Raw genomic sequence first — 22,683 nt, forward strand, 5'->3', positions numbered from 1 at the left:
ACTGAGGGGGTGACGTATGTGATCGCCCTCCCGTGCGTCGATGTCAAGGATCGCGCCTGCATCGACGAGTGCCCCGTTGACTGCATCTACGAGGGTGAACGCTCGTTGTACATCCATCCCGACGAGTGCGTCGACTGTGGTGCCTGCGAGCCGGTGTGCCCCGTCGAGGCCATCTACTACGAAGATGATCTGCCCGACGAATGGCAGGACTACTACAAGGCCAACGTCGAGTTCTTCGACGAGATCGGGTCCCCGGGCGGCGCCGCCAAGGTCGGCGTCTACTCGTTCGACCACCCGATCATCGCCGCTCTGCCGCCGCAGGGCGAGTAGGCGCGCTTCGTGAGCGTCCGCGACCTCGCCGACTACCCGTGGGACGCCGTCGTCCCGTTCCGTGAGCGTGCCGAGAGGCACCAGGACGGGCTCATCGATCTGTCGGTCGGCTCTCCTGTCGACCCGACTCCCGAGATCATCCGGCGTGCGCTGGCCGAGGCGACGGACGCCCACGCCTACCCGCAGACGGTCGGCACGCCGACGCTGCGCGAGGCCATCGTGGACTGGTACGCCAGACGCAGGGGAGTGCCCGACCTCCGCGTCGACAACGTGCTCCCGACGATCGGCTCGAAAGAGCTCGTCGCGCTGCTGCCCACTCTGCTCGGTCTGGGGGCCGGCGACATCGTCGTGCACCCGCGCGTGGCGTATCCGACCTACGAGGTCGGCGCGCGCGTTGTGGGGGCCACGCCCCTGCCCGCCGATGACCCGCAGGACTGGCCCGAGGGCACCAAGCTCATCTGGATCAACACCCCGGGCAACCCGGACGGCCGCACCTGGACCGTGGACGAGCTCGCCGCAGCCGTGAGCCGCGCCCGCGAGCTCGGAGCCGTCCTGGCGAGCGATGAGTGCTATGCCGAGCTGGGGTGGGACGACGAGTGGGCGACCGAGCCGATCCCCTCGATCCTCGACCCGCGGGTGACCGGCGGAAGCCGTGCGAATCTGCTCAGCGTCTACTCCCTGAGCAAGCAGTCCAACCTCGCCGGATACCGTGCGGCGTTCGTGGCCGGCTGTGCGCGCATCGTGGGAGAGCTGCTCACGGCACGCAAGCACCTCGGGCTGATGCCGCCCGCACCGGTGCAGCACGCGATGGCGGTCGCTCTCGGAGACGATGAGCACGTCGCGGTGCAGAAGGAGCTCTACCGCACCCGTCGCGATGCCCTTCGTCCTGCGCTGGAGGCGGCGGGCTTCCGCATCGAGGGTTCCGAGGCGGGGCTGTACCTCTGGGCGACCGAGGGGCGCGACGCCTGGGAGTCGATGGCGCGACTCGCTAATCTCGGCATCCTCGCAGGCCCTGGGCCCTTCTACGGAGCCGACTCCGCACAGCATGTCAGGCTCGCACTCACCGCGCCGACCGCGCACGTCTGCGAGGCCGCGCGTCGACTCTCCACAACCGATATGGCAACCTATATGTAGGTTCCCTCCTCGGAGGGTCCTTCTGTTTGGCGGATGTCACAGTAGGCCTGTGTGACTACTAGGCTGTAGAGGCGATTCGGTCGTGACCCGACCTGGCGCTTGAGCGCCGTGAGATCGCCAGTTCAGGCTTGATCAAGATCTTGTTCGACATCACCGCGACGAGCGGGGGCGGACACAACGAGGAGGTCCGCGTGAGTGCAGCGGCAGACCAGACGGCGAAGCTGACGATCGGCGACACGACCGCCGAATTCCCGGTGCTGCGCGGCACGGCAGGGCACGACAGCATCGATTTCTCGACGCTGACCCGACAGACCGGATACACCGGCCTGGACTACGGTTTCGTGAACACGGCCTCCACGAAGTCCGAGATCACCTTCATCGACGGTGACAAGGGCATCCTGCGGTATCGCGGCTATCCGATTGAGCAGCTCGCGGGCTCCACCAGCTACCTCGAGGTCGCCTGGCTCCTGATCTACGGAGAGCTGCCGTCCGCCTCCGAGCTCGCGGAGTTCGACGAGAAGATCCGTCGTCACACGCTGCTGCACGAAGACCTCAAGCGCTTCTTCTCGGCTCTGCCGCACACGGCGCACCCCATGTCGGTGCTGTCTTCGGCCGTCGCCGCCCTCTCGACCTACTACGAGGGGCAGACAGACCCGCACAACCCGGAGCACGTCGAGCTGAACATGGTGCGCATGCTCGCCAAGCTCCCCGTGATCGCGGCCTACGCGCACAAGAAGAGCGTCGGCCAGGCGTTCCTCTACCCGGACAACTCGCTGAGCTTCGTCGACAATTTCCTGAAGCTGAACTTCGGTGTGCACAGCGAGGAGTACGAGGTCAACCCGGTGATGTCGAAGGCTCTCGAGCTGCTCCTCATTCTGCACGAGGACCACGAGCAGAACGCCTCCACGTCCACGGTCCGCCTGGTGGGCTCCACCGGCGCGAACCAGTTCGCGTCGGTCTCCGCCGGCATCCAGGCTCTCTCCGGCCCGCTCCACGGTGGTGCCAACGAGGCCGTGCTGACGATGCTCGGTCAGATCCGTGACTCCGGTCAGAGCGTCGCTCGCTTCGTCGAGCGCGTGAAGAACAAGGAAGAGGGCGTGAAGCTGATGGGCTTCGGCCACCGGGTCTACAAGAACTACGACCCTCGCGCCAAGCTCGTCAAGGAGGCCGCCGACGAGGTGCTCTCCTCCCTGGGCGTCACCGACCCTCTGCTCGACCTCGCGAAGGAGCTCGAGGAGCTCGCGCTGGCCGACGACTACTTCCGCGAGCGTCGCCTGTACCCGAACGTCGACTTCTACACCGGGGTCATCTACAAGGCCATGGGCTTCCCGACGCGCATGTTCACGGTGCTGTTCGCGATCGGCCGTCTGCCGGGCTGGCTCGCGCAGTGGCGTGAGCTGCAGCTCGACCCGCAGACCAAGATCGGTCGCCCGCAGCAGCTGTACACAGGAGCGCCCGAGCGTTCCTTCCCGACGCGCTGAGTTCAGACGAGAAAGCGCCCCTTCCGCACGACGGAGGGGGCGCTTTCGTCGTCTGGCAGCGACGCGGTGGATTCGGATTCCCGGCATTCGTCGCGGGGAAACGGCACGGCGCCCCCTCCGACGAGCGGAGAAGGCGCCGTGCTGAGCTGAAATCAGCGGCTCGAGTGTTCAGCGACCCTGCGAGCTGCGGCCGCCCTGACGGGAGCCGCTCTGCGTGGAGTAGCCACCACCTGCGCCCGTGCCGGAAGCACCGGCGCGGGGACGACGACGGCGACGCGACGGCGGGTTGGCCGCTCCGCTCTTCTCGCCGCCTGCCGGGCGCTGCTTGGAGGACTGGCGCTGCTGCTGCGGAGCCTGCACGGGGGCCGGGCGCACATGCGCTGCGCGCTCGGGCACCAGCGCGGTGACGGCCGCTGTGGTGACGTCTTCCAGGGGAGCCGAGATGGCGGCCTTGCGCAGGAGATCCTTGACGTCGCGGCGCTGCTCGGGGAGCACGACGGTCACGACGGTGCCCGCGGCACCCGCACGCGCGGTGCGGCCGGAACGGTGCAGGTACGCCTTGTGCTCGACGGGCGGGTCGACGTGGACGACGAGGTCGACGTTGTCGACGTGCACGCCGCGCGCCGCGACGTCGGTCGCCACGAGCACGCGCACTCCGCCGTCTTCGGGAGCGGCGGAGAAGGCGCCGAGGTTGCGCTCGCGCGCATTCTGCGACAGGTTGCCGTGCAGGTCGACGGCGGGGATCCCCGCGGCGGTGAGCTGCTTCGCGAGCTTCTTCGCCTGGTGCTTGGTGCGGGTGAAGAGGATGCGGCGACCGGTGCCCGAGGCGAGCTCGCGCACGAGGGCGGTTTTGTTGTCGGTGGAGTCGACGACCAGCACGCGGTGGGTCATCTCGCCGACGGGCACGCTCTCCTCGTCGACCTCGTGGCTGACCGCGTTCGAGAGGAAGCGGCGGGCGAGGGTGTCGATGCCGCGGTCCAGGGTCGCGCTGAACAGCAGACGCTGTCCACCGGCCGGGGTCGCGGTGAGGATGCGGGTGACGCCGGGCAGGAAGCCGAGGTCGGCCATGTGATCGGCCTCGTCGAGCACGGTGACCTCGATCGCGCTCAGGCGAACCACCTGCTGCTTCATGAGGTCTTCGAGTCGACCGGGGCAGGCCACGACGATGTCGACGCCGCCGCGCAGCGCCTGCTCCTGCGGACGCTGGCTGACGCCGCCGAAGACGGTCGTGACGCGCAGGCCCGCGGCCTCGGCGAGAGGTGCGATGGTCGCGGCGATCTGCGTCGCGAGCTCACGCGTGGGGGCGAGGACGAGTCCGCGCGGGAGGCCGGCACGGCGCTGTCCGCCGGAAGCGGCGAGGCGCGCGACGAGCGGCAGGGCGAAGGCGATGGTCTTGCCGCTGCCCGTGCGTCCGCGACCCAGGAGGTCGCGTCCGGCGAGGGAGTCGGGAAGGGTGTCGCGCTGGATGGCGAACGCCTCGGTCTTGCCGGAATCGGCGAGAACGGCGGCGAGCTCGGCAGGAACGCCGAGTTCAAGGAAAGTAGACATGCAGAAACTCCGTCAGCGCCCGAATGAACGGCGCGAGATAAAGGGGTGAGGTGGGCGACGGCGCAGGAATTGCGCATCGGTTCGCCGTTCGAAAGGCCAGCTGATGCTGGTGGTGGGAGCGGTTCCGCTCGCTTCGGTCCTCGGAGACCCCGTGACGACGACGATGTTACGAGACCGGCGGTACACGCAACTCCGTCAGTCTACCAGTGCGTGCATGCCGTCGGCCGCATGTCGACTTCCGCGCGGGTCGTCGGCCGCCTGCAGGAGCGGGGCAGGCGTCCCCTGGGGGCGTTCTCAGGCGTGCAGCGCCTCGTTCAGCGTCACTCCCACACCGGCGCGACGCACGGCCTCCACTGCACCGCTGAGCGAGTTCCGGCGGAAGAGCACCCCATCGTGACCGGAGAGCTCGGCCCCCTTCACGCTCTTGCGTGCGCCATCGGCGGTCACGGGCCCGTCGACGAGGACGATCTTGGTGCCGGCCGTGACATAGAGCCCGGCCTCGACGACGCAGTCGTCACCGAGCGAGATGCCGATGCCGGCGTTCGCGCCGAGCAGCGTGCGGGCTCCGATGGACACGCGATGCGTTCCGCCGCCGGAGAGGGTGCCCATGATCGACGAGCCTCCGCCGATGTCGCTGCCGTCGCCGACCACCACGCCCTGCGAGATGCGTCCTTCGACCATCGACGCGCCCAGCGTGCCGGCGTTGAAGTTGACGAATCCCTCGTGCATGACGGTCGTGCCGGGGGAGAGGTACGCGCCCAGACGCACACGGGAGGCGTCGGCGATGCGGACGCCGGAAGGCTGCACGTAGTCGGTCAGGCGGGGGAACTTGTCGAGCCCCTGCACCTGGATGCCGGCGCGCTGGAGGTGCGGGCGCAGGCGAGCGGCATCCGCGGGAAGGACGGGGCCGGCGTTGGTCCAGGCCACGTTCGGAAGGTGCCCGAAGATACCGTCCAGGTTCAGCTCGTTGGGACGCACCACCAGATGGGAGAGTGCGTGCAGACGCAGGTAGGCGTCCGCGGTCGACGCCGGGGCGGCGTCGAGGTCGATCTCCAGGTGCACGACCTCGAGCGTGACGTTCCGCCGTTCGTCGGGCCCGGCGAGGGGCTCGAGTGCGGCGATGGCGACGGTGACCTCATCGGAGGTGGAGGCGCCTGTCCGCACCTCGGGGTACCACGTATCGAGGACGGTGCCGTCCCCGGCGATCGTGGTGAGTCCGATACCCCATACAGTGCGTGCGTCGCTCATCCCTCCACGCTATCGCCCCCGAGGGATGGCGACGTCACTCGTGACGGGGTAAGTAGTCTTGACCCATGGTGCTCGATCTGACCGCGTCCTCCGTCGACCTCACCCGTGCGATCTGCGATATCCCGAGCGTCTCCGGTGAGGAGAAGAGCTTGGCCGATGCGATCGAGGCAGCGGTGACGCCGTTGGAGCACCTCGACGTCTTCCGTCACGGGAACACGATCGTCGCCCGCACCGACCGCGGCCGGGCACAGCGCGTCGCGATCGCCGGTCACATCGACACCGTGCCGATCAACGCGAACCTGCCGACCCGCGACATCGAGATCGACGGGGTGCCCTATCTCTGGGGGCGCGGCACCGTCGACATGAAGGCGGGCACCGCCGTGCAGCTGAAGCTCGCGGCCGAACTGACCGACCCCGCGATCGACATCACGTGGATGTGGTACGACAACGAGGAGATCGAGGCTTCGAAGAACGGCCTCGGACTGCTCGCCGCCGTGCGCCCCGATCTCTTCGAGGCCGACTTCGCGATCCTGGGGGAACCGTCCAACGGCGAGGTCGAGGGCGGGTGCAACGGCACTCTCCGCGCGCTCGTGCGCACGAGCGGCGTACGCGCCCACAGCGCACGCGCCTGGATCGGTGAGAACGCGATCCACCGCGCCGCGCCCATCCTCACCCGGCTGGCGGAGTACCGCGCCAAGGAGGTGCTGGTCGAGGGGCTGCTGTACCGCGAGAGCTTGAGCGCGGTGCGCATCGCGGGTGGAGTCGCGGGCAACGTGATCCCGGACGCGTGCGAGGTCGAGGTCAACTACCGGTTCGCGCCGAGCAAGTCGGCGGCCGACGCCGAGGCCCATCTGCGTGGAGTCCTCGCCGGCTTCGACATCGAGATCACGGATGCCGCCGAGGGCGCGCGTCCCGGCCTCGACGCCGAGATCGCGAAGCAGTTCGTCGCCGCCGTCGGCGCAGAGCCCCGGCCGAAGTACGGCTGGACCGACGTCGCACGCTTCTCCGCGCTCGGGATCCCCGCGGTGAACTACGGCCCCGGCGACCCGCATCTCGCCCACCACGATGAGGAGCGCGTTCCCCTCGCGCAGATCGACGCCGTGGAGCGGGGCCTTCGCGCATGGCTCACGTCGCGCTGAGCATCGCACGCCGCTGGGCGATGGCACCGGTCGCGCTGCGTGTGGCCGTCATCTACCTCGGCGCACGGGCCGTCACGACGGCGTTCCTGCTCATCGCCGCTTCGCTGTCGACCTCGTCCTCGCGTTTCGGCGCGGGGGCCGGGCTCATCGACTTCGTCCTCGGCTGGGATGCGCAGTGGTACTGGCTGGTCGCCGAGAACGGATATCCGAGCGAGCTGCCGCTCTCGGACACGGGCGTCGTGGTCGAGAACGCCTGGGCATTCATGCCGGTGTTCGCATATGCGGCCAAGGGCATCGGGTTCGTGCTCGGGTCCTGGGGCGCCGGGGCTCTCCTGCTGTCACTCGTGGCGGGGTACCTGGCCTGTCTCGCGCTTCATCGTCTGCTTCGCGAGCGTCTCGGGAACTCGGCGGCGATGTGGGCCGTGGTGTTCTTCGCCGCCGGGCCGATCGCGGCGATGTTCCAGGTCGGCTATGCCGAGACCCTGTTCCTTCTGCTGCTGTTCCTGGCCCTCGAGGCGACGATCCGGCGCAGGTACGCCTGGTTGTACGTCCTCATCCCGGTGATGGCCTTCACCCGCCCGGGGATCCTCGCCTTCGCCCTCTATCTGGGCCTGCACGGTGTCCTGCGCTGGATCCGGCGCGCACAGGATCCGCTCCCGGGACGCGAGATCGCGCACATCCTCGCTCTCGGCGCCCTCGCGACCGCGTCCGGCTTCGCCTGGCAGGCGATCGCGGGAATCGTCACGGGAGACCCCGGTGCGTATCTCGCGACCGAACTCGCGTGGCGTCAGCATTGGATCACCGGCGGTGTCGAGGGGTTCATCCCGTTCGAGGGGTGGGTCCAGGCGTCGCAGTTCTGGTTCGCGCTCTGGGGGATGCCGCAGTGGTGGGGACCCCTCGTACTCGCCGTGCTGGTCATCGGCGCGTCTGCAGCGCTCCTGTTCTCCCCGCAGGTTCGGGCTCTCGGCGCGGATCTTCGGCTGTGGAGTGCGAGTTACCTGCTGTATCTGCTCGCCGTCTTCTTCCCGCAGTCGAGCACTTTCCGTCTGCTCCTGCCCCTCAGCCCGCTCTGGGGTGCGGTCGCCGTGTCTCGATCACGCCTCTGGCGCATCGGGGTGCTGGCCGCATGTCTGGTCGGACAATGGTTCTGGATCTACCACGTATATGCGCTCGGGAGCACGTTCTGGCAGGTGCCGTGATCGTGAAGCTCGAGCCAATTGTTGCTCCGTGACCTCCAGGTCCCGGTGACACCCGATAAACTCATCCCATACCACCGGAGGAAAGGGAGCCACGATGGCAGCGATGAAGCCGAGGACCGGAGACGGGCCTATGGAAGCCGTGAAAGAAGGACGACTCATCATCGTGCGCGTTCCGCTCGAAGGCGGCGGCCGCCTGGTCGTCTCTGTGAACGACGCCGAGGCCAAGGAGCTTCACGACGTGCTTGCCGCCGTCGTGGCACCGGCCTGATCGACCTGGGTCCGCTCGAGCGGATCCGAAAAGGGCGGTGGATCCTCGGATCCACCGCCCTTTTCGTCTGCGAACGGTGCCTGTGCCCCGCGAGGTTCGTGCGTCAGTCGCGCTCTGCGAGGCTGATCAGCTGCAGCAGTCCTTCGCCGGCGGGGGAGAGCGTGGCCAGGACGGCCGAGGACTCCTGCGTCTCCTGCACGAGGGACCGGTAGGCCGAGGTGATCTCGTCGCGCTGCACGGGGTCGGCGACGCGGCCGCCTGCGAGCACACGGGGCACGAGGACGAGCCCCCCGGTGCGTGCGAGACGCAGACCGTGCTCGACGTATTCGATGACGTGCTCGGGGTCGGCGTCCACCAGCACGATGTCGTAGGAGTTCTCGTTCATGCGGGGGAGCACATCGATCGCTCGCCCCGTGATGAAGCGGGCTCGTGTGGACGGGATCTTCGCATCGGCGAAGGCCTGCCGTGCCGCGGCGAGATGCTCCGGCTCGTTGTCGATCGAGGTGAGCACGGCCTGCGGCGCCCCACGCAGCAGCCAGAGGCCGGAGACGCCGGCGCCGGTGCCGATCTCGACGATGGAACGAGCGCCGGTCGCCGCGGCGAGCACGGCGATCTGCGAGCCGACGGCCGCGCTGATCGGCATCGCTCCCAGCTCGACCGCATGTGCGCGGGCGCGGGTGATGGCGTCGGGTTCCACGATGGACTCGCGCAGAAAACGCGCGTTCGCGTCATACTCGCTCATGGCCTGTTTCTCCCTGCCTGCCCGGTGAACCTCTCCAGCGTATTCGGTCGGCGAGTGCGGGGACCGCAGGCGCGGCGGTAGCCTGTAGAGATGACGTTCGGGCTCACTTTCGAGAAGCTGCTGCTGATCGGCCTCATCGCGGTCCTGATCATCGGCCCCGAACGTCTGCCGCGGGCCGCGGAGAGCTTCTCCCGCATGGTCCGCAAGGCCGGCGAGTACCTGCGCGCGACCAAGACCAGGGTGCGTGAGGAGATGGGGCCCGAGATCGACGACGTCGATTGGCGCAAGCTCGACCCTCGTCAGTACGACCCCCGCCGGATCATCCGCGACGCGCTGATGGAGGAACCTCAGCCCGCGACTCCCATGCAGGCGCGCGAGACGATCGCGGAGCCGATCACCGGAACCGTCGCCCCCACGCGTGTGGCTCCGCAGGAGTTCAGCGCGACCAATCGCCCGCCTTTCGACCCTGAAGCCACGTGACCCGAGGGCGGCTCGCCGATCGCGACGCCGTGGCCTTCTGGCTCGCCGCGCTGTGCGCGTGCGTGGCGGTCCTGATCTGGACCCTCTGGGTGCTGCCGGTCGCGGCCTCCGTCGATGACGCGGCTCCGTCACCGCTCGGGCGCTCCGCGGAGGTGGGGCTCGATTCCGGTGAGCGGGGTGGCATCTGGGGCAACGGGATCTCGGCGGCGCTGGGCACGATGGAGTGCGCGGTGGTCGGCCCGGATGGCGTCGGACTGACGTTGTCGGGCGCGCCGTCGCTCACCTGGGACGACACGCTGTGGTGGATGACGCCCCGGCCGGGCTTCGCGCAGAGCGCGCAGTTCACCTCGCTCGAGGCCGGCATCCACACCGTGACCTGCGTCGACGCGCTGGACACCTACGACGGTGAATTCCTGGTCGCCGGTGACACCTTCGGACGCGGGTCTGTCGGTCTCGGTCGCAACGGAGGCAGCGACTTCGCCGTCGGTTCGCTCCTGGCCTTCGGCGCGGTGGCCTGCCCGCTGATCGTCGTGCTCGTCCCCGGCGTCATCCTGATCCGTCGTCTGGTCGCCCGTCGACGCCGGCGTCGTCGCGCTGGAGGCCCTGAGCCTCGGAGGTCGTCGCCTGAGGTCTGGGAGAGCTAGGAGATCTTGGAGCGGAGCGTCGCGATGTCGTCGTCCGTGAGCAGGGCGCGAGGGATCGCGGTGGCGACCGAGGCGTCACGCAGCTTCAGCAGCACGGCGTCCTTGCCCACGTGCATCTTCTGGAACGTGCGGTAGTCGATGTCGGATCGACGGCGACCGCTGCCCATCTGCAGCCTGTCGTCTTCGAGGGCCACCCACACCACCTGCTCCACCGGCATCGCGATCCGCACGGCCGTTCGGGCGCCCGAGATGGACATGAAGACGGCGAAGCCTGCGAGCCCGGCGATGATCACGGGCATCCAGCCCGCGGCGAACGGGGCTTCTTCCCCCGGTGCAACGGGGGCGCTGAGATTGAGGATGCTGAGCACCAGCGCACCGGCGAGGGCGAACCACATCACGAGGGCGGACGGGCGGGTCAGCGAATAGATTGCGGCGTCGCGCGCCATCCGTCGCAGCAGGCTCTCGTCGACGGTCAGGGAGCGTGGGGACACTCGTTCATCCTCCCACGCGCTCAGCCGATCGACATCGGCAGCGATCGACCGGAGAGGCCCCTGCCCTGCCGGGCGAGGGTGGCCGCGAGGTCGCGGATCGTCGCGGCCGCGGCATCGGTCGTCCCGCCGCCGACGATCGGCTCTCCCGCGTCTCCGCCCTGACGCAGAGCGGGGCTGAGGGGGATCGAGGCGAGCAGCGGGACCGTCGCTCCCGGCTCGGAGAGCGCCTCGGCGACGGCCGCGCCCCCGCCGGAGCCGAACAGGTCGATCAGGGTGCCGTCGGGGAGCGTGTACGCCGCCATGTTCTCGATCACTCCGATCACGCGCTGACCGGTCTGACGCGCGACGAGACCGCTGCGGATGGCGACCTCGGCCGCGGCGGTCTGCGGGGTGGTCACGACGAGCACCTCTGCATGGGGGAGGAGCTGGCCGATCGAGATCGCGATGTCGCCCGTTCCCGGCGGCATGTCGATCAGGAGCACATCGAGATCCCCGAAGAAGACGTCGGTGAGAAATTGCGACACCGTGCGGTGCAGCATCGGTCCGCGCCACGCCACCACGGACTCGCCGTCGCGGAGGAACATCCCGATCGAGATCGTCTTCACGCCATGCGCGACCGGGGGGAGCATCAGGTCGTCGATGCGGGTCGGCTGGGTACCCGCCGGGATGCCGAGGAGCCCGGGGATCGAGAACCCGTGCACGTCCGCATCGACGAGGCCGACGGACAGCCTCTGATCGGCGAGGGCGACGGCGAGGTTGGCCGTGACCGTCGACTTGCCGACGCCGCCCTTGCCGCTGGAGACGAGGATCACACGGGTGAGCGAGTCGGGGCCGAACGGCATGTGTCGTGCGGGTCTGCCCGCGCGGAGCTTCTCGGTGAGCGCCTTGCGCTCGGCCGGCGTCATCACGCCGACCTCGACCTCGACCTCGGCGATGCCGGGAACGGATGCGGCCGCACCGCGCACGTCGGCTTCGATCCTGGCCGCCGCGGGGCACCCGACGATCGTCAGCACGATGCCGACGCGGGCGCGGTCGCCGTCGACGGAGATCTCGCGGACCATGTCGAGTTCGCCGATGGGGCGGCGCAGCTCCGGATCCGTCACGGCGGCGACGGCCGATCGGACGCGCTCGGCCGCCGTCATGAGGCGGTGCCGGGTCGGGTCTTGTCCGGCGCGTCTTCGAGCTCGGCGAGAAGTGCCTTGAGCTCCTGCCTGAGCACGTCGCGGGTGACGGCCTGCGAGTTGCGCTCTTCGAGCGACATCCGCAGCGCGACGATCTCTCGGGCGAGGTACTCGGTGTCGGCGAGGTTGCGCTCGGCACGCTGCCGGTCGTGCTCGATCTGCACCCGGTCGCGGTCGTCCTGGCGGTTCTGCGCGAGCAGGATGAGCGGTGCGGCGTACGAGGCCTGCAGGGAGAGCATGAGAGTCAACGCCGTGAATCCGAGGGCGGCGTCGTCGAAGCGCAGCTCGTCGGGCATCAACGTGTTCCAGAGGATCCAGACCACGCAGAAGAGGCTGAGGATCAGCAGGAAGGCCGGCGTGCCCATCGCACGAGCGACCCACTCGGTGAAGCGCCCGAAGCGGTCGCGAGAGGTCGCCCTGGGGCGGGTGGTGGTGCGGCCCGGTGCGTCGAGGCGCGGGGACCGGGCCATCAGCGTATCTCCTTCGCGGGGGAGCTGTCGTCGCTGTCGTGCGAGCGCCAGTCGTCCGGGAGCAGGTAGTCCAGCACGTCGTCGATGCTGATCGCTCCGACGAGGCGGTGCGCCGCATCGATCACCGGGAGCGAGACGAGGTCGTAGCTCGCCAGCAGTCGCGCCACCTCGGCGGCGGATGCGGTGACGGGTACGGGCTCGAGGCTGTCGTCGAGGATGGCGCCGAGCCGCTCGTGCGGCGGGTAGCGCAGCATCCGCTGGAAGTGCACGAGCCCGAGCAGGCGCCCGGTGGGGGTCTCGAACGGCGGGAGGGTCACGAACACCGCGGCGGCCAGCGCGGGGTGCAGCTCATGGCGGCGGATCAGGGCCAGCGCCTCGGCGACGGTGGCATCGGCCGACAGGATGATCGGCTCGGGGGTCATCAGACCGCCGGCGGTGTCGGGTCCGTACCGCAGCAGCATCCTGACGTCCTCGGCCTCCTCCGGCTCCATGAGTTCGAGGAGCTGCTCGAGACGGTCCGGGGCCAGCTGGGCCAGAAGGTCGGCCGCATCGTCCGGTTCCATCTGGTCGAGGATGTCGGCCGCGCGCTCGTCGCCCAGCCGGTCGAGGATGTGCACCTGCTCGTCTTCCGGCATCTCCTCGAGGGCGTCGGCGAGGCGGTCGTCCGACAGCTCCTCGGCGACCTCGATCATGCGCTGCTGCGGAAGGTCGAGGAGCGTGTTGGCGAGGTCGGCGGCGTGCAGCTCGGAGTACGAGGCGACGAGCTGCTCGGCCGACTGCGACTCGCCGGGCGCGCGCTGCTCGGTGACCTCGCTCCACCCCGCGAAAGTCGTCGGTCCCTTCGCGAACGGGGAGGCGCTGGTCTTCGGGCGGCGGAGGAACAGCTGGCTGATCGCCCATTCGCCGAGGCGGTTCGGCTCGATCGCGATGTCTTCGATCACCGCGGTGCCGCTGCCGTCGACGAAGCTCACGCGTCGCCCGAGCATCTCGGCGAGCACCCGCACCTCGCCGGCGCGGGGAGAGAACCGTCGCACGTTGATCAGACCCGTGCTGATGACCTGGCCGGCGCGGATCGAGGTGACGCGTCCGATGGAGAGGAACACCTGTCGGCGTCCCGGGATCTCCACGACCAGACCGATGACGCGGGGCGCTGCGGTACTTCGGTACACGACGACGACATCCCGGACCTTGCCGAGCCGGTCGCCGACGGGATCGAAGACGGCGCACCCGGCGAGGCGCGCGGCGAAAACCCGTTGTGTGCTCACTTCTCCAGAGTAGTCGGCGGCTCAGGTCTGCGGCGGGATGGTCGCGCCTCGGGCCGTCCGACGGTGCGCGTGGAAGAATAGCCGGATGAGCATGCTGAACCGGCCCGCGAGCGGCACAGACACCGGCGAGATCGTCGCGTCGATGCGCGACTACGAGAGCGCGCAGAAGACGGTCTCGAAGCTGATCGCCGGGGAGGTGCCCGCGCGCGACATCGCCATCGTCGGACAGAGCGTGCGCACCGTGGAGCGTGTGACCGGCAAGCTCGGCTATGCGGCCGCGGCGCGCTCCGGAGCGATCAACGGCGTGTTGATCGGTCTGTTCCTCGCCGCCATCCTCGTGCTGGGCAACCCCGAGGTTCCGATCCAGCTCTTCCTGGGCTTCGTCCTCATCGGCGTCGCGGTCGGCATGCTCCTGAGCCTCGTCACGTACGCGATCGTCCGTCGTCGTCGTGACTTCGCGAGCGTCACGCAGTTCGGGGCCGACCACTACGAGGTCACGGTCCTGTCCACATCGCTGGGCAAGGCCCGCCAGGTGCTCGGCGCCAACAAGGTCGCCCCGGTGCGCCCCCCGGTCAACCTCGATGAGCCGCCGCGTTACGGTGAGCGGATCACGCCCGGTGCGACCGCTCCCTCTCCCTCTCCCGAAGCGCCCGTCATTCCGCCGCGTCCCGCCGACCCGGTGGCCGAGCCCGTCGCCGAACCGGAATCCGGTGCGACGCCGGAAGCCGGGACTGCCGCTGCGTCGACGGTGACGCCGGTCGAGCCCGATGCCGCCCCCGATGCGGACGGCATCCAGGGCGAGCGGGCATGACGGCGATCTGCGCATTCTCCGTCTGATGGTCCAGATCCCGGTCGAACTCTCGAACGGTCCCACTGTCGTCTCCGCAGACTGGACCCCCGGTGACAACGGGGCGACGGTAATCGTCGCGCACGGCGCGGGTACCGGCAAGGACCACCCGTTCCTCACAGGCTACGTCGACGCGCTCGGTGCGAGCGGCTTCTCGACCCTGCGTTTCAACTTCCCGTACGTGGAGCAGGGACGACGGATGCCGGGACCTGCCGCGCACGCGATCGCCACCTGGAACGCCGTCGCAGCCTTCGCACGAGAGTCCGCCCCCTCAGCGAGCCTGTGGGCGACCGGGAAGTCGTATGGGGGACGCATGGCGTCGATGGCGGTCGCCGAGGGCATGCTCGTCGACGGGCTCGCCTACCTCGGCTATCCGCTGCATCCGCCGGGGCGGCCGGAGAAGCCGCGCATCGAGCATCTGCCGGGCATCACGGTGCCGCAGCTGTTCGTCGAGGGGACGAACGATCCGTTCATCCAGCCGATCGCCCAGTTCGAGGAGGCCGTCGCGAGCTGCCAGGATGCGCGCGTGGTCTGGGTCGAGGGTGCCGGCCACGCCTTCGAGGTCAAGGGGCACAAGTGCCCCGCGGCAGAGATCGGGGCGTCGCTCGCGCCGATCGTCGCCGAGTTCATCGATCGCTGAGCACGTCACCGCGCCGACGTCACCGCGCCGACGTCACCGGTCCAGCGTCGCCAGCTCCTGGTCGTCGAGCAGGCGCCGCAGCGTCGTGAGCCCCAGCGTGCTCATCGGGGGATTCGACTGCTCGTAGTACCAGCCGAGCCCGATCGCCTGCTGGAAGGCCCACGCCGCGCCTCGCAGCCACTCGGTGTCGCTCACCCCCACTCCGTCGCGCAGCACCGCGCGGGCGGGAGCGTCGAACAGATGCCAGGCGCTGACCAGGTCGAGCGCCCGATCGGCGGGCCCGAAGCCGCCGCCGTCGAGAACCCCCACCAGTCGGGTGACGCCGTCGGCTTCACGGACCAGAAGATTGAACGGCGTGAGGTCACGATGACTCATCACGTCCGGGCCGTCCGATGGCAGGGAACGCAGCGCCTTCCAGAGTCGGGTGGCGCGGTCGGTGTCGAGAAGATGCCCGCTCCTGTGCAGACACTCGGCCACCCATTCGTCATGGTCGGTGAGAGTACCTCCGCGGCCACGGCCGTCGAAGACCCGATCCTCGACCTCGGTCGCCCGCAGCCCCCGGATCAGCGTCACCAGGTCCTCGGCCAGCGACGCGGATGCCGCTTGCGCGGTGGAGCCGGCGGTCTCGCCGGTGAGCCAGGTCTGCAGCGACCAGGCCGAGGGGAAGGCTGCGCTGCCGTCGCCCACGCCGCGAGGCAGCGGTGCCGGGAAGGGGCTGCTCACCGCGAGCGCGGTCATCGACGCGGCCTCCGCCTCCGCCTCCGCCTCCGCCCGTGCGACGGGGAGGAGAGGGAAGCGGGCGACCAGATCCTTCCCGACACGGACGATCGTGTTCACCGTCCCGATGGTGGCGACAGGGCGGAGCACCGCATCGCCGTGTTCGGGGAACGACGCGGCGATCAACTCGCGCGCGAGCGCGAGGTCGACCGTGTGCGCAGCCTCGTGCATCGTCAGAACGGCCGAGCCCGCCCCTGTTTGCGCATCGGCGTCAGCTCTGCAGTCGCGCGATCCAGGCCTCGACCTCGTCGGCGGTGCGGGGGATGCCGGCCGAGAGGTTCACGGGGCCGTCTTCGGTCATCACGATGTCGTCCTCGATGCGCACGCCGATGCCGCGGAGTTCGGCCGGCACCGTGAGGTCGTCGATCTGGAAGTACAGTCCGGGCTCGATCGTGAAGACCATGCCCGGTGCGAGGATGCCGTCGTAGTACATCTCGCGACGGGCCTGCGCGCAGTCGTGCACGTCGATGCCGAGGTGGTGCGAGGTGCCGTGCACCATGTACCGACGGTGCTGGCCGCCCTTGTCGGCGTCCAGGGCCTCTTCGGCGCTGACGGGCAGCAGACCCCACTCGGCCGTGCGCTCGGCGATGACCTTCATGGCTGCGCCGTGCACGTCGCGGAAGCGCACTCCGACCCGGGCGGCGGCGAACGCGGCGTCTGCGGCCTCGCGCACGGTCTCGTAGACCCGTCGCTGCACCTCGGTGAACGTTCCGGAGACGGGCAGCGTGCGGGTGATGTCGGCGGTGTACAGGCTGTCGGCCTCGACGCCCGCATCCACCAGGATCAGATCGCCGGGGACCACGGTGCCGTCGTTGCGCGTCCAGTGCAGGTAGCAGGCGTGCGGGCCGGAGGCGGCGATCGTGTCGTACCCCTCGCCGTTGCCATCTTCACGCGCACGGCGGTGGAAGACGCTCTCGACGACACGCTCGCCCCGTGCATGCGCCGTAGCCGCGGGAAGCTCGCGGATGATGTCGTCGAAGCCCTTCGCGGTGATCTCGACGGCACGGCGCATCTCGGCGATCTCGAACTCGTCCTTGACGAGGCGCAGTTCCGATACGAATCGTGTGAGGGTCTCGTCTTCGTCGAGCACGAGCTCGCCCTCGACGGCTTCGAACTGGTCCAGGTGCGCGGTCGCGATCTCGAGGTCGGCGGCGACACCGGCGAGGGACGGGCGCGGACCGATCCAGAACTCTCCGACCGTGGCGTCGGCGTAGAACTCCGTCGTCGTGCGGTCGGCGCGCTCACGGAAGAAGAGCGTGATGTCGTGACCACCCTCGGTGGGGGCGAAGACGAGCACCGAATCGGGCTCGGCATCCGATGCCCAACCGGTGAGGTGCGCGAAGGCCGAGTGCGCGCGGAAGACGTAGTCGGTGTCGTTGCTGCGCTGCTTGAGCGAGCCGGCGGGGATCACGAGACGCTTGCCGGGGAAGGCCGCGGAGACGGCTGCGCGCCGCACCGCCGCGTACGGCGCCTGTGCGCGCGGCGAGGGGAGCGTCTCGGGACGCTCGGCCCAACCGGTCGAGATGGTGTCGAGGAAGCCCTGGGGGAAGGGCTGCTTGCGGTTGGTGGTGCCGTTCTCGACAGACGCTTCGACGGTGGGCTCTGCGATCGTGTCGCGCTCTCCAGTGCTCATCCCTCCAGTCTGTCACTTGGCGGGCTGGCGCGGGAATCAGCCGGCGGGCTCCAGCTGCACGACCAGGGCGCGGTGGTCGCTCCCCCCGGCGTCATCGAGCACGACGGATCCCGTCGGAGACCAGTTCTGCGATGCCATCACATGATCGATCGGCGCGCCCGCCAGCGCGGGCAGAGAGCTCGGCCAGGTGCCGGTGAGCCCGTTGCCGGTGCGGGAAGCGACATCGCGGCAGTAGCCGATGTCGCCGCCTTCCACGCCGAGCGGGGCCATGTGGTCGATCGTCGCGTTGAAGTCGCCGGCCAGGATGAAGTCGCCCTGGGGGCACTGGTCGGCGATCCACTGGAGGTCGCTGCGCCACTGCTGCATCTCCTCCATGCGCGGGGCCACCGCGTGCACGGCGACGATGGTGGGGCCGGAGCCGTCGATCGGCATCAGCACGACGCTGGGCACCGAGCCGGTGTTGCTCGTGCCGTCCTTCGCCGACTCGATCACGGAGTACTCACCGAGGTCGGGGGCGACCAACACGGTGGTCTGCCATGACTGCGGACCGTCCTGCACATCGGGGCGGAACTGCACGTGGTGCACCCACATCGGATGCCCCTGCTCCCGCAGCATGATCGCGATGCGCTCGCCGACGGCCTCGGTGGTCTCCGGGAGGGCGACGATGTCGGCACCCTGATCGAGGATCCGCTGCGCGATCACCTCGGCGGGTACGGCTTCACCCGCTGTGTTCCAGGTGAGCACCCTGATGCTGCCCTCGGTCTTCTCCGGGAGGTCGGAGCCGCCGAAGCCGCGGGTGGCGCCGATGGCCGCCGTCGCGCCGGCACCGAGCAGGGCGACGATCAGCACGGAGGCGGCGAATCCACGCAGCGGGCGGGCGAACAGCAGCAGGAGCGCGAGGACCGCGACCACGAGGAATCCGCCGAGCACGAGGCCGCGCGCCGACACGAGCTGTGCGAACGGGTAGGTCTGCTCGAGACGGAAGAACTGCGGCCACACGACGATCGCCGTCGCGATCGCGAGCAGCACGGTGAACAGGATCCCCAGGAGACGAAACATCCCCTCCAGCCTAGGAGCGCCGCCTGTGAAGTCCCTGCCTCGACATCCGCCTCCGTGCGCCTCGGCGCCTGCACCGGGCGACGCTCGGTACGCTCATTGGATGGCCACTTCGTCCCACGGGTTCGCCGGTCCCGCCGACCTGCACCTGCACTCCAACCATTCCGATGGCACGGAGTCGCCCGCCGAGGTGGTCGCGCAAGCGCACGCGCACGGGGTGCGCACGCTCGCGCTCACCGATCATGACCGTTCCACCGGATGGGCCGAGGCGGGAGAGGCCGCCGTCGCCCTCGGGATGACGTTCATCCCGGGGATGGAGCTCTCCGCGAAGCACGAATGGCGCAGCGTGCACGTGCTCGGCTATCTCTTCGATCCGCAGGACGAGGCGCTGCGCGCCGAGACGGATCGCATCAGGGGGGACCGGATCGGTCGTGCCGAGCGCATCGTGCGCAACATCGGGCGCGACTACGACCTGCACTGGGACGATGTGGTCGCGCAGACGACGCTCGACGCGACGGTCGGGCGCCCTCACATCGCCGACGCTCTCGTCGCGCGGGGGATCGTGCGGGATCGGACGGAGGCGTTCGACGGCATCCTGCATCCGCGGGAGGGGTACTACGAGCCGCACTATGCGCCCGATCCGATCACCGCGGTGCGCTTGATCACCGAGGCCGGGGGAGTGGCGATCATCGCCCACCCCGTGACGGCGGGCCGCGACCGCATGATGCCGGTGCCGTTCATCGAGCGGCTCATCGACGCCGGCCTCGGCGGGTTCGAGATCGAGCATCGCGAGAACACGGAGTCGGGCAAGAGGATGCTGCGCGAGATCGCCGCGAAGCACGACCTCATCGTCACCGGCTCCAGCGATTATCACGGCACCGGCAAGCCGAACCGCCCCGGCGAGAACACCACAGCCGATGAGATGGTCGCCAGGCTCCTGGCGCGCGGCACCGGCATCGCCCCGCGCGTTCCCTGACCATCGCGCCGCGCCGCGCGCGCACGGGAAAGGGCGCATACGCCGGTGTGAACCGGACGCATGCGCCCTTTCGGTCGAAGCTCAGGCTCCGGTGACGGGAGCCGCGCCTGCGCCGGAACCGCCGCGGCGACGGCGGCGACGACGTGCCGGTGCCGGCTTGCCGTCGTGGTGCTCCTTGCCGGCGCCGTCATGCGTTCCTGCGCCCTCGGCACCGCGGTCGGCTGACGGCGCGGAATGTCCCTCGCCCGATGCGGGCTCCGCTGCACCCTCGGTGAAGGTCGATCCGACCGGGGTCGTGCTGTTGCGACGGCGGCGGCGACGGCGCGTGCCGCTCTCGTCGGTGCCCTCGGCAGCAGCATCGGCCGCGCGCTCCGGGCGACGGGTGCGCTCGGTCTTGACGGACTCGGTCTTGGGTGCCGACACCAGTCGGCCCTTGGTGCCCTGGGGGATGTTGAGGTCCTCGTACAGGTGCGGGCTCGACGAGTAGGTCTCGATGGGCTCCGGCTGGCCGAACTCGAGCGCCCGGTTGATCAGGGCCCACTTGTGCAGGTCCTCCCAGTCGACGAAGGTGACGGCGATGCCGGTCTTGCCCGCGCGGCCCGTGCGGCCGGCGCGGTGCAGGTAGGTCTTGTCCTCGTCGGGGATCGTGTGGTTGATGACGTGCGTCACATCGTCGACGTCGATGCCTCGGGCGGCCACATCGGTGGCCACGAGGACATCGCGCTTGCCCGCCTTGAAAGCGGCCATCGAACGCTCACGCTGGTCCTGGCCCATGTCGCCGTGCACACCGCCGACGTTGAAGCCGCGGTCGCCCAGCTCGTCGACGAGGCGCTGCGCCGCGCGCTTGGTGCGCGTGAAGATGACGGTCTTGCCGCGACCCTCGGCCTGCAGGATGCGGGCGATGACCTCGTCCTTGTCCATCGAGTGCGCGCGGTACACGAGGTGCTTGATGTTGGCCTGCGTGAGACCCTCGTCGGGGTCGCTCGCGCGGATGTGGATCGGGTTCGTCATGAAGCGACGTGCGAGGGCCACGATCGGGCCGGGCATGGTCGCAGAGAACAGCTGCGTGTGGCGGACGGACGGAACCTTCTGGAAGATCTTCTCGATGTCGGCGAGGAAGCCGAGGTCGAGCATCTTGTCGGCCTCGTCCAGCACGACCTCGGTCGCGTTCGAGAGGTCGAGCAGGCGCTGGCCCGCGAGGTCGATCAGTCGCCCCGGCGTGCCGACGACGATCTGCGCGCCCGCCTTGAGCTGGTCGATCTGCCCCTCGTAGGCCTTGCCGCCGTAGATCGCCACGACGCTGGTCGAGCGGTTGCTGGTGAGCAGGTCGATGTCTTCGTACACCTGCACTGCGAGCTCGCGCGTGGGGACGACGATGAGCGCCTTGACCCCGTGCTCCGGGTCCTTGCCGAGGCGCTGGACGACGGGGATGCCGAAGCCGAAGGTCTTGCCGGTTCCCGTCTTGGCCTGACCGATGATGTCCTGGCCAGGAAGGCCGAGGGGGATGGTCTGTTCCTGGATGGGGAACGCGTCGACGATGCCCTTGGCGGCGAGTGCGTCGACGATGTCCTGGTCGATGCCGAGATCGGCGAAAGTTGTCACTTTATTCAGATTGCCTGTCCGGCGACCCTGTGGGATCGCCACGTTAACGGATCCACGCCGTCTCTTGTGCCACAGGCGCGGGGCCCCGCTCCGACGGCGGGGACACGCCCAGCCTACCCGAGGGGTGGTATCGGCCAGGAAGGTGGGTCCGGCACGAGTATTGTGAACGACGTGGTGGACTCGGGAGGACGACCTCGTGGTTAAGTGGTTCTGGCAGCGCGACGACGCGCCGCGACGCACCCTGGCCCTGCGCAGCAGAGGCGATCAGGGGGATACGACGCGCATCGACTTCGCCGAACTCGCCCCCGAGCTCAACCGCTTCCTCGGTCAGGCCGCCTATCTGCAGCTGGGCTACTTCGAGACGCTGACGCGCCTCATCCGGGCCACGCCCGAGCTCTCCGAGAAGGAGTCGCTCTCGCGCGCCGCCGGAGCCGCTCTGACCAAGCACCGAGGAATCGTCGACCTCATCGCCGAGCGCGGGGACGACCCGACGCAGCTGATGCTCCCGTTCCGGGAGAACCTCGACGCCTTCCGCCGCAAGACCATCGGCGCGCGCCCCAGGGAGACGCTGCTGGCGGTGTACATCACCGCCGGGATGCTCGACGACTTCTACCTCGCGCTGGCCTCCAGCTACGGGGACACCGGGCGCCGCGTGGCGGAGATCCTCCGTGAGGACGACGCTCGGCACGAGATCGTCGCCATCGTTCAGGAGACCATCGAGAGCGACGAGGAGTGGCGATCGCTCCTGTCGATGTGGGCCCGCCGTCTGGTCGGCGACACGATCCTCGTGTGCCGCTCCGCGCTGCGACCGGAGCGCCTCGACGTCGACGAGGAGCGCATCGAGCCCGTGTACACCGAGCTCATGGGCGCGCACGCCCGGCGCATGGACGCGATGGGACTCGCGTCCTAGCCGACGATTCGCTCGGACCGTCCCGTCCGTTCGCAGGCGGAGCCCGGCGGGTCAGATGCCGAGCGCTGCCCGGTTCTGAGCGTCGGAGCGCTTGCGGAGCCTGGTGAGCGCCACGGTCGCCAGCGCCGCGACGATGGGCGCTCCCAGCACGCTCGCGAGCCACAGCCAGATGCTGTCCTCGCCGACGCCCGCCCACTGCAGGGCCGTGTACGTGATCGCCGAGACGGCGGTCGCGATCGACGGAGTCAGTGCGACTCCGCGCAGCTCACGGTCACCGATCAGGAAGTGCGCGGCGATTCCCAGAGCGCACGCGCCGATGAGTGCGAGGAGGATGTACATCGTCGGGTCAGGCGACGAAGCCGACGCGGCGCGATTCCTCGGTGCCCAGTTCGATGTAGGCGAGGTTCGCGGTCGGGACGATGTAGGAGTTGCCCTTCACATCGGCGAAGCTCACGTGCGATGCGCTCTGCTCGAGCGCCGCGGCGACCTGGGTGCGGACTTCTTCCGCGCTTGCGCCGGTGTCGAAGCTCAGTTCACGGCCGGTGTTGATGATGCCGATGCGGATTTCCACGCGTGCTCCTTGAAGTTCGGGGACTGCGCCAACTCTACCCCGCGAGCACGG

At 69.4% G+C, this 22,683-nt stretch carries 25 protein-coding genes; 12 read left to right on the top strand and 13 right to left on the bottom strand.

Going from position 1 to position 22,683, the window contains the following annotated elements; all coding sequences use genetic code 11:
* Positions 1 to 9 precede the first annotated feature (9 nt).
* The 3 genes from fdxA to KY497_RS09120 all read left to right on the top strand — a co-directional run bounded on the left by fdxA (position 10) and on the right by KY497_RS09120 (position 2,945).
* On the top strand, positions 10 to 330 hold the full coding sequence (gene fdxA / locus KY497_RS09110) for a ferredoxin (protein WP_055873321.1): 321 nt from the start codon (positions 10 to 12) through the stop codon (positions 328 to 330).
* Positions 331 to 339: 9 nt separating this feature from the next.
* Positions 340 to 1,464, top strand: coding sequence for a succinyldiaminopimelate transaminase (gene dapC, locus KY497_RS09115; protein WP_219868897.1), 1,125 nt, complete (start codon positions 340 to 342; stop codon positions 1,462 to 1,464).
* Positions 1,465 to 1,655: 191 nt separating this feature from the next.
* A complete protein-coding gene (locus KY497_RS09120) occupies positions 1,656 to 2,945 on the top strand; it encodes a citrate synthase (protein WP_055866746.1) in 1,290 nt (429 codons plus the stop codon).
* 168 nt (positions 2,946 to 3,113) lie between these two features.
* Here the strand turns inward: KY497_RS09120 and KY497_RS09125 are convergent, their stop codons facing one another.
* Positions 3,114 to 4,493, bottom strand: a complete 1,380-nt coding sequence (locus KY497_RS09125) for a DEAD/DEAH box helicase (protein WP_127482621.1) — start codon at positions 4,491 to 4,493, stop codon at positions 3,114 to 3,116.
* A 294-nt stretch (positions 4,494 to 4,787) separates the two neighbouring features.
* The gene (gene dapD / locus KY497_RS09130) at positions 4,788 to 5,741 is read right to left on the bottom strand and encodes a 2,3,4,5-tetrahydropyridine-2,6-dicarboxylate N-succinyltransferase (protein ID WP_219868898.1); all 954 of its coding nucleotides are present in this window, start codon (positions 5,739 to 5,741) and stop codon (positions 4,788 to 4,790) included.
* A gap of 65 nt (positions 5,742 to 5,806) precedes the next feature.
* Here dapD and dapE point away from each other — a divergent pair, with 65 nt between their 5' ends.
* The 3 genes from dapE (at position 5,807) to KY497_RS09145 (ending at position 8,347) form a co-directional block, all read left to right on the top strand.
* The gene (gene dapE / locus KY497_RS09135) at positions 5,807 to 6,880 is read left to right on the top strand and encodes a succinyl-diaminopimelate desuccinylase (RefSeq protein ID WP_055873311.1); all 1,074 of its coding nucleotides are present in this window, start codon (positions 5,807 to 5,809) and stop codon (positions 6,878 to 6,880) included.
* Positions 6,862 to 8,079 carry a hypothetical protein gene (locus KY497_RS09140; protein ID WP_219868899.1) on the top strand — a complete coding sequence of 406 codons (1,218 nt, stop codon included), beginning with the start codon at positions 6,862 to 6,864 and terminating at the stop codon, positions 8,077 to 8,079. Before dapE ends, KY497_RS09140 begins: the two co-directional genes overlap by 19 nt.
* 94 nt (positions 8,080 to 8,173) lie before the next feature.
* Entirely contained in the window at positions 8,174 to 8,347 is a 174-nt protein-coding gene (locus KY497_RS09145) for a DUF3117 domain-containing protein (protein ID WP_017203323.1), read from the top strand.
* 103 nt (positions 8,348 to 8,450) lie between these two features.
* Here KY497_RS09145 and KY497_RS09150 read toward each other — a convergent pair whose 3' ends face one another.
* Complete coding sequence (locus KY497_RS09150) at positions 8,451 to 9,089, bottom strand: O-methyltransferase (RefSeq protein WP_055873296.1); 639 nt, start codon at positions 9,087 to 9,089, stop codon at positions 8,451 to 8,453.
* Positions 9,090 to 9,179: 90 nt separating this feature from the next.
* Here KY497_RS09150 and KY497_RS09155 point away from each other — a divergent pair, with 90 nt between their 5' ends.
* The gene (locus KY497_RS09155) at positions 9,180 to 9,569 is read left to right on the top strand and encodes a twin-arginine translocase TatA/TatE family subunit (RefSeq protein ID WP_219868900.1); all 390 of its coding nucleotides are present in this window, start codon (positions 9,180 to 9,182) and stop codon (positions 9,567 to 9,569) included.
* The gene (locus tag KY497_RS09160) at positions 9,566 to 10,213 is read left to right on the top strand and encodes a hypothetical protein (protein WP_219868901.1); all 648 of its coding nucleotides are present in this window, start codon (positions 9,566 to 9,568) and stop codon (positions 10,211 to 10,213) included. Before KY497_RS09155 ends, KY497_RS09160 begins: the two co-directional genes overlap by 4 nt.
* Here the strand turns inward: KY497_RS09160 and KY497_RS09165 are convergent.
* From KY497_RS09165 to KY497_RS09180, 4 genes are read right to left on the bottom strand one after another with little or no spacing between them, the layout of a single operon-like run.
* Positions 10,210 to 10,704, bottom strand: a complete 495-nt coding sequence (locus KY497_RS09165; protein ID WP_141386656.1) for a YcxB family protein — start codon at positions 10,702 to 10,704, stop codon at positions 10,210 to 10,212. The genes KY497_RS09160 and KY497_RS09165 overlap by 4 nt on opposite strands.
* A 20-nt stretch (positions 10,705 to 10,724) precedes the next feature.
* A complete protein-coding gene (locus KY497_RS09170) occupies positions 10,725 to 11,846 on the bottom strand; it encodes an Mrp/NBP35 family ATP-binding protein (RefSeq protein ID WP_141386655.1) in 1,122 nt (373 codons plus the stop codon).
* A complete protein-coding gene (locus tag KY497_RS09175) occupies positions 11,843 to 12,355 on the bottom strand; it encodes a DUF1003 domain-containing protein (RefSeq protein WP_141386654.1) in 513 nt (170 codons plus the stop codon). The genes KY497_RS09170 and KY497_RS09175 overlap by 4 nt, the downstream gene beginning before the upstream one ends.
* The gene (locus KY497_RS09180) at positions 12,355 to 13,620 is read right to left on the bottom strand and encodes a magnesium transporter MgtE N-terminal domain-containing protein (protein ID WP_219868902.1); all 1,266 of its coding nucleotides are present in this window, start codon (positions 13,618 to 13,620) and stop codon (positions 12,355 to 12,357) included. The genes KY497_RS09175 and KY497_RS09180 overlap by 1 nt, the downstream gene beginning before the upstream one ends.
* A gap of 85 nt (positions 13,621 to 13,705) precedes the next feature.
* Here KY497_RS09180 and KY497_RS09185 point away from each other — a divergent pair, with 85 nt between their 5' ends.
* On the top strand, positions 13,706 to 14,431 hold the full coding sequence (locus KY497_RS09185; RefSeq protein WP_219868903.1) for a general stress protein: 726 nt from the start codon (positions 13,706 to 13,708) through the stop codon (positions 14,429 to 14,431).
* A 25-nt stretch (positions 14,432 to 14,456) separates the two neighbouring features.
* The gene (locus KY497_RS09190; protein WP_258185631.1) at positions 14,457 to 15,107 is read left to right on the top strand and encodes an alpha/beta family hydrolase; all 651 of its coding nucleotides are present in this window, start codon (positions 14,457 to 14,459) and stop codon (positions 15,105 to 15,107) included.
* A 33-nt stretch (positions 15,108 to 15,140) separates the two neighbouring features.
* Here KY497_RS09190 and KY497_RS09195 read toward each other — a convergent pair whose 3' ends face one another.
* Genes KY497_RS09195 through KY497_RS09205 form a run of 3 tightly spaced genes read right to left on the bottom strand, consistent with a single transcriptional unit; the run spans position 15,141 to position 18,576 of the window.
* A complete protein-coding gene (locus tag KY497_RS09195) occupies positions 15,141 to 16,055 on the bottom strand; it encodes a phosphotransferase (protein WP_219868905.1) in 915 nt (304 codons plus the stop codon).
* Positions 16,056 to 16,095: 40 nt separating this feature from the next.
* Positions 16,096 to 17,517, bottom strand: a complete 1,422-nt coding sequence (locus tag KY497_RS09200) for an aminopeptidase P family protein (RefSeq protein WP_219868906.1) — start codon at positions 17,515 to 17,517, stop codon at positions 16,096 to 16,098.
* A 36-nt stretch (positions 17,518 to 17,553) separates the two neighbouring features.
* Positions 17,554 to 18,576: an endonuclease/exonuclease/phosphatase family protein gene (locus KY497_RS09205; RefSeq protein WP_055864385.1), complete on the bottom strand. Its 1,023-nt coding sequence runs from the start codon at positions 18,574 to 18,576 to the stop codon at positions 17,554 to 17,556.
* Between the two features lie 100 nt (positions 18,577 to 18,676).
* Between KY497_RS09205 and KY497_RS09210 the strand changes: the two genes are divergently transcribed.
* Positions 18,677 to 19,549, top strand: a complete 873-nt coding sequence (locus tag KY497_RS09210) for a PHP domain-containing protein (RefSeq protein WP_219868907.1) — start codon at positions 18,677 to 18,679, stop codon at positions 19,547 to 19,549.
* An 81-nt stretch (positions 19,550 to 19,630) separates the two neighbouring features.
* Here KY497_RS09210 and KY497_RS09215 read toward each other — a convergent pair whose 3' ends face one another.
* Positions 19,631 to 21,151 (bottom strand): DEAD/DEAH box helicase, encoded by a 1,521-nt coding sequence (locus KY497_RS09215; protein WP_141386649.1) that lies wholly within the window; start codon positions 21,149 to 21,151, stop codon positions 19,631 to 19,633.
* A 196-nt stretch (positions 21,152 to 21,347) separates the two neighbouring features.
* On the opposite strand from KY497_RS09215, the gene KY497_RS09220 reads away from it, so the two are divergent.
* Positions 21,348 to 22,061, top strand: a complete 714-nt coding sequence (locus KY497_RS09220) for a ferritin-like fold-containing protein (protein WP_055873269.1) — start codon at positions 21,348 to 21,350, stop codon at positions 22,059 to 22,061.
* 51 nt (positions 22,062 to 22,112) lie between these two features.
* On the opposite strand, the gene KY497_RS09225 is transcribed toward KY497_RS09220, so the two are convergent.
* Together KY497_RS09225 and KY497_RS09230 are read right to left on the bottom strand one after the other, a co-directional pair.
* Entirely contained in the window at positions 22,113 to 22,400 is a 288-nt protein-coding gene (locus KY497_RS09225) for a hypothetical protein (protein ID WP_017828624.1), read from the bottom strand.
* Between the two features lie 7 nt (positions 22,401 to 22,407).
* Positions 22,408 to 22,632 carry a DUF3107 domain-containing protein gene (locus tag KY497_RS09230; RefSeq protein ID WP_017828623.1) on the bottom strand — a complete coding sequence of 75 codons (225 nt, stop codon included), beginning with the start codon at positions 22,630 to 22,632 and terminating at the stop codon, positions 22,408 to 22,410.
* Positions 22,633 to 22,683: the final 51 nt, after the last annotated feature.

This window comes from Microbacterium sp. PAMC22086 (assembly GCF_019443525.1).
Taxonomy (GTDB): domain Bacteria; phylum Actinomycetota; class Actinomycetes; order Actinomycetales; family Microbacteriaceae; genus Microbacterium; species Microbacterium maritypicum.

Coding starts and splice junctions, on each gene's coding strand:
- KY497_RS09125 (WP_127482621.1), bottom strand. CDS start 4,493: ATGTCTACTTTCCTTGAACTCGGCGTTCCTGCCGAGCTCGCCGCCGTT.
- dapD (WP_219868898.1), bottom strand. CDS start 5,741: ATGAGCGACGCACGCACTGTATGGGGTATCGGACTCACCACGATCGCC.
- dapE (WP_055873311.1), top strand. CDS start 5,807: ATGGTGCTCGATCTGACCGCGTCCTCCGTCGACCTCACCCGTGCGATC.
- KY497_RS09140 (WP_219868899.1), top strand. CDS start 6,862: ATGGCTCACGTCGCGCTGAGCATCGCACGCCGCTGGGCGATGGCACCG.
- KY497_RS09145 (WP_017203323.1), top strand. CDS start 8,174: ATGGCAGCGATGAAGCCGAGGACCGGAGACGGGCCTATGGAAGCCGTG.
- KY497_RS09150 (WP_055873296.1), bottom strand. CDS start 9,089: ATGAGCGAGTATGACGCGAACGCGCGTTTTCTGCGCGAGTCCATCGTG.
- KY497_RS09155 (WP_219868900.1), top strand. CDS start 9,180: ATGACGTTCGGGCTCACTTTCGAGAAGCTGCTGCTGATCGGCCTCATC.
- KY497_RS09170 (WP_141386655.1), bottom strand. CDS start 11,846: ATGACGGCGGCCGAGCGCGTCCGATCGGCCGTCGCCGCCGTGACGGAT.
- KY497_RS09175 (WP_141386654.1), bottom strand. CDS start 12,355: ATGGCCCGGTCCCCGCGCCTCGACGCACCGGGCCGCACCACCACCCGC.
- KY497_RS09185 (WP_219868903.1), top strand. CDS start 13,706: ATGAGCATGCTGAACCGGCCCGCGAGCGGCACAGACACCGGCGAGATC.
- KY497_RS09190 (WP_258185631.1), top strand. CDS start 14,457: ATGGTCCAGATCCCGGTCGAACTCTCGAACGGTCCCACTGTCGTCTCC.
- KY497_RS09195 (WP_219868905.1), bottom strand. CDS start 16,055: ATGCACGAGGCTGCGCACACGGTCGACCTCGCGCTCGCGCGCGAGTTG.
- KY497_RS09200 (WP_219868906.1), bottom strand. CDS start 17,517: ATGAGCACTGGAGAGCGCGACACGATCGCAGAGCCCACCGTCGAAGCG.
- KY497_RS09205 (WP_055864385.1), bottom strand. CDS start 18,576: ATGTTTCGTCTCCTGGGGATCCTGTTCACCGTGCTGCTCGCGATCGCG.
- KY497_RS09210 (WP_219868907.1), top strand. CDS start 18,677: ATGGCCACTTCGTCCCACGGGTTCGCCGGTCCCGCCGACCTGCACCTG.
- KY497_RS09225 (WP_017828624.1), bottom strand. CDS start 22,400: ATGTACATCCTCCTCGCACTCATCGGCGCGTGCGCTCTGGGAATCGCC.